Genomic DNA, 14663 nt, shown 5'->3' with positions numbered 1-14663 from the left:
ACTTTATTCCTGAGTCTTGCGCTTAGCGAACACACTCATGGCAAGCAAGCCCAAGCCCATCAGCAACGTAGTTGCTGGCACCGGCACAGCGTTAGACGCCTGAACATTGGTGAAGACGAAGTTTTCATCGTGATAATTCAAGTCGGCACCTGGGATTCGAACATCTTCGAAAGCGACATAGGTTCCGGCTGGGATTTGGATATCGCCGGCATAGCTGTTCGAATAAATATGATTTGTTTGATCGCTATTTAAGGCACGATTCGAATACCAAGTATTGCCGGTACTCAAAACGTTGAGCTTGAATGTGAGTACATCACCAGCATTTACATTGCCAAAATTCAATTGTTGGCCGTAGACAGAAGTATGATCGTCCAAGCCATTGATGCCGGTATCGATGCCGTTTACCAACAAGCCCAAAGTATTATCGTAACCGGCAGTTGATCCGGCGAAATACGCCATTATGTCGCCTGTGCTGGCAGCGGTAAATGTATAGTTTACCGGATTGATGGTGCCAATATTCGAATACGCAGTCGGAGTAGCTTGCGCTGCAGATGCGGCGAATAGGCCAGCGATCAGTATGTATGCAATGTTGGTTGTCAGTTTCATTCGGTTTCCTAAAGTCGGTTATTTCAATTTGTTTTCAAGCAGGAAGGTGCCTGTCTAAGCAGCGCCACATACCAACGTATTGTTGCTTTTACTAAAGCAAATATCGTGCCGTGAAAATGATCAATAGAATTTACCGCCCTAGGTCGGGTAGGTTGCCTTGCTGCCGGGAAATCCGATAGCAAGCAGGTTCGTTATGCCGTCGGAAAAATAATGGCGATACTCTAAAGCCGTCTTCCACACCGCAACCCTTTGCCAGTAAGGGTTTGCAATCGTTTCCGAGCATTCTTTTAGTGGTATTCGATGGCCTCTCGGTTTAGGCATATCAGTGCGTTGACTACGACGACACATTGTCGGGTGGAAATTTATAACGACTAACTTCACACGATCAACATTTTGAAACGCAAGTTTTTACATTGGCTTGAGGCCTGCTGTGTAAAAATTACCGACATTTTCCGTTAATTGAAATTGACTCCTAATTAATACGTCGGGATCAGTTAAACGCGACAAAATTCTAAAAAAAGCCCTCACTTTTTCCATCATGCCGCCCATACATCCGACATTCAGCGGCCAGCGCCAATAAGTTGGGATCGCGTTCCCGACTTTTCGGTAGTAACAAAGTGATGCGTTGTCTGGCTCCGTACTTTGATTCCAGCGCGATAAGCTGAATATGCGAACTGAATTTGCCCACGCGTCCCGGCAACAGGCTATAACCGATACCACCGCTGACCAGATTGATCAGCGAAAAAATATCCTGCACCCGCATACTAATATTCGGCGTAAAACCTGCTCGTTCAAAGCACGCCGCAAAGTCTTGCGACGTAACAAAGCCTTCTGTCAATGTTACAAATTTTTCGTCCCGTAGATCCTGTAAATTCACCCGCTTCTGACCGGCATAGGGTGAGTGTAGGGGCGCGGCCAAAAAGACATCATCATCGAACAGTGGAACCGCCACCAACGCCTGACTATCGTCGGGGTTGTTAAGGTCACTTTGTTCGTGCAAACCGATAACGATTGCATCAAGCCGCCCATCCGCAAGCTGTTGTATCAGATCGCGGTTGGAACCCAGCGTCAAATCGATATCCAGTGCAGGCTTACGCAGTTTCAATCCAATCATCAGTTGGGGAATACAGCGCAATGTGAGCGAATAGAGTGATCCTATCTTCAGGCGGGTGGCGTTAAAACCGGCCGCCTCTTGGACTTTTCGGATACCTTCTTCGACTTCATTGATTACACGCTGTGCGTATTCGGCAAACGTGTAAGCGCTTTGCAATGGAATCAGGCTGCGGCCTTCACGTTTAAAAAGCGGGCAACGCATCGCCTCCTCCAGCGAGTGTAAAGAGCGATGCACGCTGACAGTGCTTTGACCTAACAATTCAGAAACCCGAGCCATATTATTAAGCTTCATAAAGGCCAGAAAAACTTCCAGTTTCTTGATTGTTATAGATTCATCGATCGCCATATTTGATCCTTTTGAGCGCTAGTTATGCGCACCATATTTGCTTAAGTTCGGCACCACCGTGACTGGGTGGATGCGGAGTCATTTCGGCGTTAAAGATGATTTATATTCATCGTTTTTTTATTGATTAATGTGCCATGCTGCTAGAGCCATATTAACGTGAATTCATTACTGTCAGAGTAATAAAATCACTTTAAAGTTGATTGAAGTGCAGCGTGCAGTGGACTAATGTCTCTAACACGATGACTGAATGCTGGAGCAAAGATGCAAGCCCAACGAAAGCTTGACCCGCAGTGGAGCAAACGCCGTATTGAAAAACACCGTCGCCTCGCCTTAGTAGCACATCTGGCTGATGGCCCCGTTCTGCGAACCGCCGATATCGTACCCGCGCTACACGCCCTGATCTCTTCCGGAGATCGTGTTGTGCTTGAGGGAAATAACCAGAAGCAGGCCGATTTTCTTGCCCGTTCGCTGGTCAAAATAGATCCGACCAAAGTAAGCAATCTGCATCTGATTATGCCGAGTGTCAGTCTGCCTGAACATCTTGATTTGTTTGAGCGCGGCATCGCTCGCAAGCTCGATTTTGCGTTTGCCGGTGCACAAAGTTTGCGGATATCGCAGTTGTTGCAGGATGGCGTTTTAGAAGTTGGCGCGATCCATACTTACGTTGAGTTGTACGCGCGACTGTATGTTGATCTATCGCCAAATGTCGTGATGGTCGCTGGTTTTAAAGCCGATCGTCAGGGCAATCTATACACCGGATCAAGTACGGAAGATACGCCGGCATTGGTCGAGGCGGCAGCCTTCCGCGACGGTATAGTCATCGCGCAAGTTAATGAAATAGTCGACGATCCTGCTGATCTGCCGCGTGTTGATATTCCCGGGTCATGGATTGATTTTGTGGTCCAGGCCGACAAGCCATTTTTTCTTGAACCTTTGTTTACAAGAGACCCGCGCCTGATTAAACCGGTGCATGTGTTGATGGCGATGATGGCGATTCGAGGCGTGTACGAGCGCCATCAGGTGCAATCGCTGAATCACGGCATCGGTTTCAATACTGCCGCGATTGAATTGATTTTGCCGACTTATGGTGAAAAATTAGGGCTTAAAGGAAAAATTTGCAAAAACTGGACATTAAATCCACATCCAACGTTGATCCCGGCGATTGAGTCCGGTTGGGTTGAAAGCGTCCATTGTTTTGGTGGCGAGCTTGGGATGGAAAATTATGTTGCGGCAAGACCCGACGTATTTTTTACGGGCAAGGATGGTTCGATGCGTTCCAACCGGGCTTTGTGCCAATTAGCGGGGCAATATGCGGTTGATCTGTTTATTGGGTCGACGCTGCAAATGGATGGTCTGGCTAATTCGTCCACTGTGACGCGTGGTCGTTTGACCGGCTTTGGCGGCGCACCGAATATGGGCCACGATCCTGGCGGTCGACGTCATCCCACTCCGGCTTGGCTCGATCTGATCGAAACCGATGATCCATTGGCACGCGGCAAAAAACTGGTTGTGCAAATGGTCGAGACGTTCCAGGGTGGCGGTCAGCCGACCATTGTGGAAACGCTAGATGCGGTCGCAGTTGGTAAAGAGTCGGGGATGCCGATTGCGCCGATCATGATTTATGGCGATGACGTGACGCACGTGTTGACCGAAGAAGGCATCGCCTATCTGTATAAAGCGCGCTCGCTGGAAGAGCGCAAGGCGATGGTAGCGGCGGTGGCAGGCGTGACGCCGATCGGCATGCATCACGATCCGGCGACGACGGCAAAATTACGTAGAGATGGTCTGATTGCGCTGCCGGAAGATATGGGCGTCAATCGTAATGAAGCCACGCGCTCACTTTTGGCGGCAAAGAGTGTTGCCGACCTGGTGACATGGTCGGATGGGCTGTATGACCCGCCAGCAAAATTCAGGAGCTGGTAATGATTGCCATCGCTGACCTCACACATTTGTCGACAATCTCCGACAACCGCCCCAAGGCGGGATCAGTTGTAGTGGAGAAAACATTCGCCGAACGTCTCGCAGATCTGGTGGTGTCGGCATTGGTCGATGAGGTAACGCTGACACCAAAACCCGGTTTGGTCGACATGCGCAGTCGTGGTGCGCATCGTGATCTGAACTGGGGCTTGATGTGTCATTCCGCTTGGGTGTTGCATCCCACTTTTTATGCGATGGCAGTTGCCGGTGAGACGATCACCGATCCCAGCCGATTACGTGAAGAGATCGGTCGTATCGGGCGTGACGGCGAGATGCAGATGATGGCGGCGACGGGTGGCGTGAATACGCACCGTGGCGCGATCTGGGCGCTTGGCTTGCTAGTGACGGCGGCGGCACAGGATCGGCAGGCGTTAACGGCTAGTGCAGTGGCGTCGCGTGCAGCGATGATGGCCCGCTATCATGATCAGTTTTCACCGATTGTTACCGGCAACAAGGGTGAGCAGGCTTGTCGCACTTACGGTGTCGGCGGTGCACGGGCACAGGCGCAAGCGGGGTTTCCTCACGTAATCGATGTTGCGTTACCCGCACTCAACTACTGGCGCATTCGTGGTGAGGGCGAAGACGCCGCACGGCTCAATGCATTACTTGCGATTATTGCCAAACTTGACGACACTTGCGTGCTGTCACGCGGCGGGTTAGAGGCGTTAGTCGCGATACAAACCGGCGCGCACACAGTATTGCGATTAGGCGGCGCTGGCAGTCTGGAAGGAAAAGCGTGCCTGCAAGCGTTTGAAGCTGAGTTGCTTGAACGCCATATTTCTCCGGGTGGTGCAGCCGATCTGTTAGCGGCAGCCTTATTCCTGGATCAATTGAAAAAAGAATTTCCAGCACGAACCTGAAAAAAAGAGACAACAAATGGAAAAGATTTCGTATGAATTTGCCGCTGGTGATCCAGCCACGGCAAGGGTGTTGACCGGAGTGGTTGGTTCAGGTGACCTGGAAGTATTGATCGAACCCCCGCACGTTTCAAATCGAACCGGCATCACCACGATCCAGGTCAATACTTCGGTGGATGGCATGAACAACGTATGGGAAGCATTATTGCGACGTATTTTCACGGCAGCGTTATTGCCCGCCATGAAGATCGACATTAATGATTTTGGCGCAACGCCGGGAGTAGTGCGGTTACGCATTGAACAGGCGTTTGAAGAACTCAGACAAGTTTGAGTCATTGCAAGGTGCGCTTTTGGCGCCGTAATGATGAATGCCCAACCCTCGATGACCGCTACGCGAAGGTATATAAAGGTAAGGACCAGATGAACATAGAACAACTATTAAAGCGCGACAGCTTTATTGAACTGACAGCACGTGACCGTGCGCGCGCGCTGCTGGATGCCGGTTCGATGCGCGAACTGATCGGCCCGTTTGATCGGATGACTTCTCCCTGGCTGGCAATGCAAGGCGTGGTGACGCAATCGGACGATGGCGTAGTGGTCGCCAAAGGAACCTTCGACGGTCAACCGTATTTGGTGCTCGCGATTGAAGGTGCATTTCAGGGCGGTAGCATGGGCGAAGTTGGCGGTGCCAAGATAGCCGGAGCGTTGGAATTAGCAGCGGAAGACAATCGCAACGGGATTCCGACCGGTGCCGTGATTCTTTTTGAAACCGGCGGTGTGCGATTGCAAGAGGCCAATCTGGGTCTTGCCGCAATTGCCGATATTCATTCTGGGATTGTTGATCTGCGCCGCTACCAACCAGTGATCGGTATTTCAGCTGGCACGGTTGGTTGCTTCGGCGGTATGTCTATTGCCGCCGCGTTGTGCAGTTATCTGGTCGTGACACAAGATGCAAGAGTCGGATTGAATGGCCCCGCCGTGATCGAACAGGAAGCTGGAATCGCAGAGTACGACTCTCGCGACAGGCCATTCATCTGGAGTTTTACCGGCGGTGAGCAACGTTATCACTCGGGTCTGGTTGACGCTTGCATTGACGATGACAGCGCTTTGATGCGGACCACCGTGAGAGATTTGATTGCACGCGGCCGACCTGCAAAAAATCGTAGCGAACGCTATCAGGATTTTCTGGCCTGCCTGGACAGTGTCGATGCCAGTCTGCAAGCGACGCCGGAAATGGTGCGCAATATTTATCAGAAGGGATTGTCATCATGAAAGCAGTCGTCCAGTTAGAAGAGTCGCCAGCAACGCATAGAACGGATAGAACGCATAGTCGCGGCTTGATCTGGTTTCAAAAACTGACCAATAATGCGCCGATTAATCCTGGCTATGCTGCTTCCGTACTAGTCGCCGATGCAGATCTTGCTGGACAGCGCGCACGTTACATCGCTGTCGTACCCGATCCTGAAAACCGCTTTCCCCGCGTTCGCAACGGCGAGGTTGGACTGGTCGAAGGCTGGCAATTGGGCCGTGCTGTGCAAGAAGTGATTGATGCCGATCATGCCAACCATACAAAAACGCCTATCGTCGCCGTCATTGACGTTGCTAGTCAAGCTTATGGTCGGCGAGAGGAGGCATACGGTATCCATCAGGCCTTGGCGGGCGCAGCGGGCGCATATGCCAGTGCGCGACTGGCGGGTCATCCTGTTATCGGTCTGATAGTCGGCAAGGCCATGTCCGGCGCATTTCTAGCCCACGGCTATCAAGCCAATCGATTGATAGCGATCGATGATCCTGAAGTGATGGTGCACGCCATGGGTAAAGCATCGGCGGCGCGGATTACATTGCGTTCAGTTGAAGCAATGGAAGCCTTTGCAGCCAAAATTCCGCCCATGGCTTATGACATCAAAAGCTTCGCATCGTTGGGATTATTGTCGCAAAGTTTGACGTTGCAACATCCCGATAATCCCTCTGTTGAAGAATTGAAGATAGTGCAGCAAAGCTTGCAAGCGGCACTCGAAAGTATTACATCCGATCCTGTCAGGGATCTCAGCAGCCGTTTGAACGCAAAAAATAGGCAAGCCTCAGCAAAGGTGCGCGAGATGTTACGTGCGCAGTGGAAGGGAGACCGACCGTAACTGGAAAAACACACCAGCCTATTTTCAATCTGTCCAAATAGATAAATATAAAAATACTTTGTGCAAAATGCAGGTCAAGGGCTGCCATCAGCGTGTAGCTAATTCAGACCAATACTGAAATTATTTAAGGAGACAAACATGATTATTTATGGAACGGCTTTATTAGCCATTTGCCATTTGCTCGGTATCTTTCTGGGCGATTTGTTGGGACATTTGATCGGCGTCAAAACCAACGTCGGTGGTGTCGGTATCGCTATGCTGCTGCTCATTTTCGCTCGACTATATATGCAACCACGTGGACTTTTACCAAAGCCAACGGAGGCCGGTGTCGGCTTTTGGTCGGCTATGTATATCCCTGTAGTGGTGGCGATGGCGGCACAACAAAATGTAGTTGCTGCGTTGCGCGGCGGTCCGGTAGCGCTGATTTCGGCATTTGGTGCCGTTGCTCTTTGCGCTTGCTGTATTTCGCTGATCAATCGGATGGAACCTCAGACCGATACAGATCCCTTTGCAGTTGAACCAGTGCCAGCGGCTTAAAGGGGAGACATCATGCTAGCAATTTTTGAAAAAGCGTTGCAACAGAATGGATTGATTACCGCCTTTGCTGTAGTTGGTATCATCGTGCTGATATCCGGTTATATTTCGCGCAAGCTGACTTTCGGTCGCGTGCATGGATCAGCCTTTGCGATTCTCATTGGCCTCGTGCTGGCGTATTGGGGCGGCCTGCATACCGGCGGCGAAAAGGGATTAGCAGATATTTCTCTTTTTAGTGGAATCGGCCTGATGGGCGGTGCCATGTTGCGTGATTTTGCCATCGTCGCAACCGCATTTGAAGTACAGGCGACCGAGGCGCGCAAAGCCGGTTTGATCGGCGTGGTGTCATTGCTTCTTGGGACGATCGTGCCGTTTATAGTCGGTGCCAGCGTCGCCTATGCTTTTGGCTATTCCGATGCGGTTAGCATGACCACTATTGGGGCGGGCGCGATCACTTACATTGTCGGCCCCGTTACTGGCGCAGCGATAGGTGCTAGTTCTGACGTGATGGCATTGAGCATTGCTACCGGCCTGCTCAAAGCCATCATGGTCATGGTTGGGACTCCAATTGCTGCACGTTTTTTAGGTCTCAAAACACCACGATCGGCAATGGTATTTGGCGGTCTGGCTGGCACGGTAAGTGGGGTCTCCGCAGGATTAGCGGCGACCGACCGACGTCTGGTTCCGTATGGTGCGCTGGTGGCGACATTCCATACCGGTATCGGCTGTCTGCTTGGTCCATCAGTGTTATATTTTGCGGTCAAAGCTTTGATGGGGTAGAGTCAGGAATTAAGAATTAAAGTAGCCATCAAGCGAGAGCGTATTGACATATAAAGCTTATAGATGAGGTTAGTACAACTAAATCATATCCAATATGAAGGCTGTTGTTGACCTACCCGTCATTGGCGCTGCCAAATGTTTTAGTCATCAGGCGGGAATTGTTGGGAAACATGTTTGAGCCAAAGGCGAGTTGGTTTCTCAACCCGCATGATGACTAAAACACTTGGGGCCCCGACCAACGGGAGGGCAGCGCCTCTGCGGTCGCCTTCTTTTTGGTTACTTTATCTTGGCGAAGCAAGAAAAAGTGACTGGCTATCGGGCCACCCCCGATCAGCATCCACGGAGTACCAACCGTTTCAATTATCGACGAACCGAAACCGTAGCAATAAATTCTATTAAGTAATTTTTAAATCAACATTAGAATGTCAATACAACCAAGTATGAAATATATATTGTCTTAGATTACCCCAATCGTATTTTTATACGGTTGGGGTAAAAACGACTGATTCATCTTTTCATTCATTCCACTGATCGCCTAATTGTTGTGATGCCAAACCAAATTACTCACAATGGAAGCAAGACCACACCGCGACCGCATGATCTGTTATGGATCACCGGGGTGGAAGGACTCGCGACGGATCAGTTGTTACCAACCTGGGCAACCGCCGAGTGGTTGGCTGTTGCGCCGGTGGTGATACGCCGCGAAACTGTTACTGATTGCGCATGGCTGCCGGTGGGTTTGCGTGGCACAACACGGAGCGAACGCTTTAAGGCGCTGCTATCGGTAGATGCGATAAAACATTGCGTGCAGCCCGAGTTTTTGGTGCAGACCGAAGCGTGGAATATTCACTCGCAATTTGGCGCGTTTCCCGCAGTGAAGACATTGGCCAGTATGGCATCTTCTCTGACCAATATGGGTTTGCATTGGGGACCGACCGGCAGCGTAGGCTTTGCGCTGGCAACGGGATTGTCTGTCTTGCGGGATGAAAGCGATCTGGATATTGTTTTGCATGCACCGTCACCGATATCTCCCGAAAAAATGTCCTTATTGCAAGATATACTTGATTCTCAAATGTGCCGTATTGATTTGCAAATCGATACCGGTTCGGGCGGCTTCGCTTTTGCTGAATGGGCGGCTGGTCGCAAGACCATTTTGCTGAAAACCGGTAACGGTCCTGTTCTGACCGCTGATCCGTGGTCAGAAAGTCATCAACTCGATACTCACCGCCTGCCATGAGCGTGCTGTTCACGTTTCCCGGGCAGGGCGCACAAAGATCCGGCATGCTACACGCGCTTCCTCGCGAGCCAGAAGTATTGCGCACGCTGGAAGAAGCCTGCATCGTCCTTGGTAGTGATCCTTTGCTGCTCGATACCGCCGCAGCGCTGACATCAACCTACGCAGTACAGCTTTGCTTGCTCATCGCGGGCGTCGCCATGGCACGTGTTTTTGTAGCGCATCATGCGGGACCGGATATGGTGGCCGGCTTATCGATAGGCGCATATCCAGCAGCCGTTGTTGCCGGTATTCTCAATTTCGATGATGCGGTGCGGCTGGTACAGCGGCGCGGTCACTTGATGGAGAGCGCCTATCCAGTGGGCTATGGCATGGCGGCGATCAGTGGAATCGATCGTTATCAACTCGCTCCCATTATTGCGAATATTCATTCGACAAAAACCCCCGTTTATCTCGCTAATTTGAATGGGCCAAGACAGAACGTCATCTCCGGTTCGGAGGAAGCGATGCAATCAGTGATGACTCTGGCGTTGGTATCAGGTGCGACCAGCGCAGTGCGGCTAGCGGTGAACGTTCCCTCCCACTGTGAACTATTCAATCCGGCTGCGCTTGATATGCAAGATGCTTTTTCTAGTGTAAAAGTCAGTCGACCAACACTGACGTATCTGAGTGCCAGCGCCACAAGGGCGCTCTTCGATCCGACAATGATCGCCAGCGATCTCGCCAACAATATGGCAACGCAAGTGCACTGGTCGGAGACAGCAAGACTGGGATGGGAACGCGGTGCGCGCCTAGCAATAGAGATGCCGAGCGGGACGGTATTAACCAATCTGACGACGCCTTTGTTCACAGAGGGTTTGGCGATTGCCTGTGAAAATAATCGCCTCGATACGTTGCTGGCGTTGGTTGCACGTGAGCGTGGTTGATTTAAAAATATAGGTCGTATTTATTGTTGAGGCGCTTTGTTTGGTGGCGGTAAATTCCACAATAACGTCTTGGATCCAAACTGCACTTCACCCTTAAATACGATAACTGCATCCCACTGGGCTTGCGTCCGCATATCCATCGTCTGAATGGACGCTCAGGGTCGGTACGCGGTACGGTTAGAGCAGTCTACTTCTGCATGATGTGCATTCCGTCTGTTGAAAATGACAGCAGTGATGAAGAATAAAAAAACGTTGCGCAAACGACGCATTGCGCAACGAAAAAAAGTACCGCTTTTGGCTATTTTCGTCGATGTGACGGAAATTTCAGCTATGTGGACGTTACCCTTGTTTGTAAAACATTCAGGCTAAATACTTAAACTATCGTGCAATGCTGATGAGAAAATGCGATACGGATCGTGCTTACTCAAACCTGCTTTGGCCGTGTCCCAATTGCTTGCGGACGACTGCCCCACTCTGAAGGTATTTGGAACCGTGGTCTGCAGCGCGAGAGGGTCCGACCAGGCCGATTGGTCCGAGTATCCCCATCCTTTTGACCATTCTGGACGCACGCTGGCGTAACTGCCGCTGTAGTTGGCGTTTATCCATTGTTCGATCTCCCGATAAAACCGATTCGCATATGGCGTACCTGGGAAGGTCAGAATATCGAGCCAGACAGCTGTATCCCACTCAGGGCGATCCGGGCGTGGACGCAATGCGGAAAGAATAGGCGATACGCCGTTCGAAGAAGGAACGTCATTCGGATTATCCAGACCGGTAACGCGTATCTCGACCGGACCATTCATCGGAAAGCGATGCATTTGTTGGTATGCAGCAAGACGATTCTGATAAAACGTCGTGAACTCGTTGATCACACGCTGAACATTTTCACGCTTGGTCAGCACTGCATACCCGTTGGCAGTGACATGCAATGTAGTGGGCCGAACGTATAACAAAAGATTCTTCGACCATCCCCATAAATCCCACGAAACCGTCGTCACCAACCCTGCCGACGCGGCGGCGTATTGAACATTGCCATAAGACGGCGTCATTCCTCCCTGTCCCAAAGTGACGATTTTATATATCAGCTCACTCACCGAATCAGGAATATTGTCCGAGAAGGTGTAATTGAACGGTTGCGTCGTCAATCGCGATAAAAAAGGTTTATTCGGCGACACTGTCCAGACCTTTACCCAAGGTTTGCTGGTGAACGGAAACCAGATTGCTTCGACGCGCCCGGCACTATCCAAAAAATTGGAGAAGGAGCGACCGCTTGAGGCCACCGGCCCGAACAATTCAGTGGCAGGAATATTGAACCAGCTCTGGCAGCGAAGGCGCTGATTTTGTGATACTTGCAGAGTTACTTCGACAATAAATGCACGGCCGATATGCACCAGCAAAGCAGCAATCTCTGGATCGCTCCGGACAAATTCTCTCAAAACATAACTGCGGCTGTCGTCGTCATATACCACTGCGGTCAACGCCAGGATCAAATTTGCCACCGAACCGTAAGTGCCGCCAGCCAGTGGCTTTTCACCCTTGGCAGGTACACCTGTTCCATGGCCATCAATAGCCAATACGCCACCCAGGGTTATATCGCCGGGTGCGGGTGTGGCGGTCATCCCCAGCCCGGCATTTTCTAACGCCATCAACAGCGCCTCCATCGTGATGCCAGTTTGCGCTGTCACTTGCGGCGTCGGACCCGATTGATCGATGCTGACTGCGGTCAAATGAGCGGTCATATCAAGCATTACCACGGCTGGAAACTCCACGTCGGCGGCAATGCTGAACGGCGACCAATTGTGCATCATGCCACGGGGACGAATTTTATACGCGTTATCTTTGGCCCAGTTAGCGATCTGGACCACATCGTCTGGACTGAGCGGGGAACAGGTCCAGATGTCATCGACCTTGATATCTCCTGCCCAGTTTCGAAAGGTCTGTTTATATAAGGAAATGCCGGGTGGAAAATGTGCAGGCACGCTGCTTGTCGCTGCCTGCGCGGCACGTATTCGGGCTAGCGGCAGCCAACCTGTCAATGCACCTACAGTTGCAATTTTGGCGGTACTCAATAAAAAATCTCGACGCTCTGACCTCACTTTTTTTTTGCCTTCTTTTGAATCCATTTTCTAATCCTTTGCATAATTTGTTGATCATGAATTGAGCAAAATTTTTCTAAGCCTTGCTACTTTCACGCGGAGCAGGGATAGAAAATCGGCGTAGTTCTGAATAAATTACCGCATGGTTAATACCCTCCCCAATGGTGCTCTTTACATGTCATCAGGACCTACGCAAATCCGCACTAGCGGCGGTGTGCTTTCCTTGTGCACGTGCCTGTTGTCTGCGTTGGCACGTCATGCGGGACGCGTTTGAACAAGTCCCTATCGCATCAAATAATAGGCGTGATTGTTGCGTGACGGACGGTGTGTGAAGGGGAAATAGGGGAATTACTTAGGGATCAAAAGAAGGAGAAATATGAGCGTTTTTTTATTGCGGTATACCACCAATGTGGTGTCCAATTTTTATTGGACACGCAAGTTAAGCGGATTGATCCCGACTTATCCGATGAGGATTGTGATATGTGGAGAGAGTCAAGGAGTCGGCACGCCATTTTGGATGGCTTTTTCTGCCGACATCGACTATTTTTTTTGCAATTTGCTCTTTTCCTCTTTCGCCGCATCTTCAAAACGTCCACGTGTCGTGTCTTCATCGCGGCTGCCAAATGCATAGTTGGACTCTAGCCACATCACGTTGATGATGCCGAAGGCGAGTGCCAATCCAACTCCTAAAATCCATGCGAAATACCACATAACTTCTCCTTTTTTTCCTTACTCCTATTTTAATCATAGGAGTAAGGAATGTTAGTAACCAACGTTAGCAATCAATATTAATAAGCAGTATGTTCGTTATCGTGAATATCCTGAATGGTCACCTTGCCGCGCATGATGCGATATACCCAACTGGTGTATAGAATGATGATCGGCAGCATGATGACGACGACCCAAAACATAATGCCCAGCGTCTTATAACTTGAAACTGCATCCCAGACCGTCAAGCTGCTGCCGGGATCGAGTGAGGAGGGCATAACAAATGGAAACATCGCTGTGCCGGCCGTTAAAATAATACACGTCACCGCGACACCGCTCGATAGAAATGCTGGCAATGCCTTTCGAGCTAGACTACATATTATGCACAAGAGTGCCGCGACGACAGCAATGACAGGAAACGCCCAGGTTACCGGCCATTTTGTATAGTTGTCCATCCAGGCACCCGCAGCTGTAACAACGGTTTTGGCGGTTGGCATGAACGCGCTGTTGGCATCTGGCATGGCGGTGATGCGATAGCCATGGATGCCGGTGGCGATCCAAAAGCCGCCGATGACGAACAGTACGATAGTGACCAAAGCTGCGCCGATAGCAATTTTGCTTGCGCGCAGTGCGATCACGTCTTCCGTTTTAGTCTGCAAAAAACCAGCGCCGTGCATGACCAGCATGGCGATGCTGAGAACGCCTGACAATAGGCCAAATGGATTGAGTAATCCAAAGAAGCCGCCAATATATTCGACCCGCATGGTGTCGTCGTAATGAAAGGGGACGCCCAATAATAGATTGCCGAAAGCAACCCCAAAAATCAGTGCGGGCACTAATCCGCCAGCAAACAGACCCCAATCCCAAAAGTTGCGCCAGCGCGGATCGGCGATTTTGCTCCGATAGTCGAATCCAACGGGCCGGAAAAATAAGGAAAATAGTAATAACATGAGGGCGACATAAAATCCGGAAAAAGCCGCTCCGTAGACCAGTGGCCATACTGCGAACAACGCGCCGCCAGCGGTGATGAACCAGGTTTGATTGCCTTCCCAAGTGCTGCCGATAGAGTTGATGACAACCCGCCGTTCGGTATCGGTCTTGCCGATAAACGGCAGCATGATACCGACGCCAAAGTCAAAACCGCCGGTCAAGGCGAACCCGACCAATAGCACACCGACAAAACCCCACCAAATAATTTTTAATGTTTCATAGTCGAAAATCATGGCGTTTTCCCTTCAATGACCAGTTTAGGGTCACGGTCAGTATTTTTTACGGCGGTGTTCGATTGGATTTTTTCCAGAATCTCCCAATGATATTTGCCCGTGTGCAGACTACTTGGGCCGCGTCGTGC

At 50.6% G+C, this 14663-nt stretch carries 14 protein-coding genes; 9 read left to right on the top strand and 5 right to left on the bottom strand.

Annotation, left to right across the window (positions count from 1 at the left end; all coding sequences use genetic code 11):
• Positions 1-3: 3 nt before the first annotated feature.
• Together QN379_RS19395 and QN379_RS19390 are read right to left on the bottom strand one after the other, a co-directional pair.
• Positions 4-606: a PEP-CTERM sorting domain-containing protein gene (locus tag QN379_RS19395; RefSeq protein WP_322238062.1), complete on the bottom strand. Its 603-nt coding sequence runs from the start codon at positions 604-606 to the stop codon at positions 4-6.
• Between the two features lie 511 nt (positions 607-1117).
• Positions 1118-2065, bottom strand: coding sequence for a LysR family transcriptional regulator (locus QN379_RS19390; RefSeq protein WP_322238063.1), 948 nt, complete (start codon positions 2063-2065; stop codon positions 1118-1120).
• Positions 2066-2326: 261 nt separating this feature from the next.
• On the opposite strand from QN379_RS19390, the gene mdcA reads away from it, so the two are divergent.
• The 9 genes from mdcA to mdcH all read left to right on the top strand — a co-directional run bounded on the left by mdcA (position 2327) and on the right by mdcH (position 10508).
• The gene (gene mdcA / locus QN379_RS19385; protein WP_322238064.1) at positions 2327-3988 is read left to right on the top strand and encodes a malonate decarboxylase subunit alpha; all 1662 of its coding nucleotides are present in this window, start codon (positions 2327-2329) and stop codon (positions 3986-3988) included.
• The gene (locus tag QN379_RS19380; RefSeq protein ID WP_322238065.1) at positions 3988-4902 is read left to right on the top strand and encodes a triphosphoribosyl-dephospho-CoA synthase; all 915 of its coding nucleotides are present in this window, start codon (positions 3988-3990) and stop codon (positions 4900-4902) included. Before mdcA ends, QN379_RS19380 begins: the two co-directional genes overlap by 1 nt.
• A gap of 16 nt (positions 4903-4918) precedes the next feature.
• Positions 4919-5230: a malonate decarboxylase subunit delta gene (locus tag QN379_RS19375; RefSeq protein ID WP_323507339.1), complete on the top strand. Its 312-nt coding sequence runs from the start codon at positions 4919-4921 to the stop codon at positions 5228-5230.
• Positions 5231-5319: 89 nt separating this feature from the next.
• On the top strand, positions 5320-6171 hold the full coding sequence (locus QN379_RS19370; protein ID WP_322238067.1) for a biotin-independent malonate decarboxylase subunit beta: 852 nt from the start codon (positions 5320-5322) through the stop codon (positions 6169-6171).
• Positions 6168-7034 carry a biotin-independent malonate decarboxylase subunit gamma gene (mdcE, locus tag QN379_RS19365; protein WP_323507338.1) on the top strand — a complete coding sequence of 289 codons (867 nt, stop codon included), beginning with the start codon at positions 6168-6170 and terminating at the stop codon, positions 7032-7034. The genes QN379_RS19370 and mdcE overlap by 4 nt, the downstream gene beginning before the upstream one ends.
• 138 nt (positions 7035-7172) lie before the next feature.
• Entirely contained in the window at positions 7173-7571 is a 399-nt protein-coding gene (madL, locus tag QN379_RS19360; RefSeq protein ID WP_322238069.1) for a malonate transporter subunit MadL, read from the top strand.
• A 12-nt stretch (positions 7572-7583) separates the two neighbouring features.
• On the top strand, positions 7584-8348 hold the full coding sequence (gene madM, locus QN379_RS19355; RefSeq protein WP_322238070.1) for a malonate transporter subunit MadM: 765 nt from the start codon (positions 7584-7586) through the stop codon (positions 8346-8348).
• 547 nt (positions 8349-8895) lie between these two features.
• Entirely contained in the window at positions 8896-9585 is a 690-nt protein-coding gene (locus QN379_RS19350; RefSeq protein ID WP_323507337.1) for a malonate decarboxylase holo-ACP synthase, read from the top strand.
• On the top strand, positions 9582-10508 hold the full coding sequence (mdcH, locus tag QN379_RS19345) for a malonate decarboxylase subunit epsilon (protein WP_323507336.1): 927 nt from the start codon (positions 9582-9584) through the stop codon (positions 10506-10508). The genes QN379_RS19350 and mdcH overlap by 4 nt, the downstream gene beginning before the upstream one ends.
• 365 nt (positions 10509-10873) lie before the next feature.
• On the opposite strand, the gene QN379_RS19340 is transcribed toward mdcH, so the two are convergent.
• The 3 genes from QN379_RS19340 to cydB all read right to left on the bottom strand — a co-directional run bounded on the left by QN379_RS19340 (position 10874) and on the right by cydB (position 14535).
• Positions 10874-12631: a cholesterol oxidase substrate-binding domain-containing protein gene (locus tag QN379_RS19340; RefSeq protein WP_323507335.1), complete on the bottom strand. Its 1758-nt coding sequence runs from the start codon at positions 12629-12631 to the stop codon at positions 10874-10876.
• A gap of 513 nt (positions 12632-13144) precedes the next feature.
• The gene (gene cydX, locus QN379_RS19335; protein WP_323507334.1) at positions 13145-13315 is read right to left on the bottom strand and encodes a cytochrome bd-I oxidase subunit CydX; all 171 of its coding nucleotides are present in this window, start codon (positions 13313-13315) and stop codon (positions 13145-13147) included.
• Positions 13316-13392: 77 nt separating this feature from the next.
• Positions 13393-14535, bottom strand: a complete 1143-nt coding sequence (cydB, locus tag QN379_RS19330; RefSeq protein WP_323507333.1) for a cytochrome d ubiquinol oxidase subunit II — start codon at positions 14533-14535, stop codon at positions 13393-13395.
• Between the last annotated feature and the right edge of the window lie 128 nt (positions 14536-14663).

The organism is Glaciimonas sp. Gout2 (genome assembly GCF_035018905.1).
In the GTDB taxonomy this organism is placed as follows: domain Bacteria; phylum Pseudomonadota; class Gammaproteobacteria; order Burkholderiales; family Burkholderiaceae_D; genus Glaciimonas.
The sequence above is the reverse complement of the archived record's forward strand: the minus strand, read 5'-3'. Positions and strand labels throughout refer to the sequence as shown.

Coding starts and splice junctions, on each gene's coding strand:
- cydB (WP_323507333.1), bottom strand. CDS start 14,535: ATGATTTTCGACTATGAAACATTAAAAATTATTTGGTGGGGTTTTGTC.
- QN379_RS19375 (WP_323507339.1), top strand. CDS start 4,919: ATGGAAAAGATTTCGTATGAATTTGCCGCTGGTGATCCAGCCACGGCA.
- QN379_RS19340 (WP_323507335.1), bottom strand. CDS start 12,631: ATGGATTCAAAAGAAGGCAAAAAAAAAGTGAGGTCAGAGCGTCGAGAT.
- mdcH (WP_323507336.1), top strand. CDS start 9,582: ATGAGCGTGCTGTTCACGTTTCCCGGGCAGGGCGCACAAAGATCCGGC.
- QN379_RS19390 (WP_322238063.1), bottom strand. CDS start 2,065: ATGGCGATCGATGAATCTATAACAATCAAGAAACTGGAAGTTTTTCTG.
- madL (WP_322238069.1), top strand. CDS start 7,173: ATGATTATTTATGGAACGGCTTTATTAGCCATTTGCCATTTGCTCGGT.
- cydX (WP_323507334.1), bottom strand. CDS start 13,315: ATGTGGTATTTCGCATGGATTTTAGGAGTTGGATTGGCACTCGCCTTC.
- mdcE (WP_323507338.1), top strand. CDS start 6,168: ATGAAAGCAGTCGTCCAGTTAGAAGAGTCGCCAGCAACGCATAGAACG.
- QN379_RS19350 (WP_323507337.1), top strand. CDS start 8,896: ATGCCAAACCAAATTACTCACAATGGAAGCAAGACCACACCGCGACCG.
- QN379_RS19370 (WP_322238067.1), top strand. CDS start 5,320: ATGAACATAGAACAACTATTAAAGCGCGACAGCTTTATTGAACTGACA.
- QN379_RS19380 (WP_322238065.1), top strand. CDS start 3,988: ATGATTGCCATCGCTGACCTCACACATTTGTCGACAATCTCCGACAAC.
- mdcA (WP_322238064.1), top strand. CDS start 2,327: ATGCAAGCCCAACGAAAGCTTGACCCGCAGTGGAGCAAACGCCGTATT.
- QN379_RS19395 (WP_322238062.1), bottom strand. CDS start 606: ATGAAACTGACAACCAACATTGCATACATACTGATCGCTGGCCTATTC.
- madM (WP_322238070.1), top strand. CDS start 7,584: ATGCTAGCAATTTTTGAAAAAGCGTTGCAACAGAATGGATTGATTACC.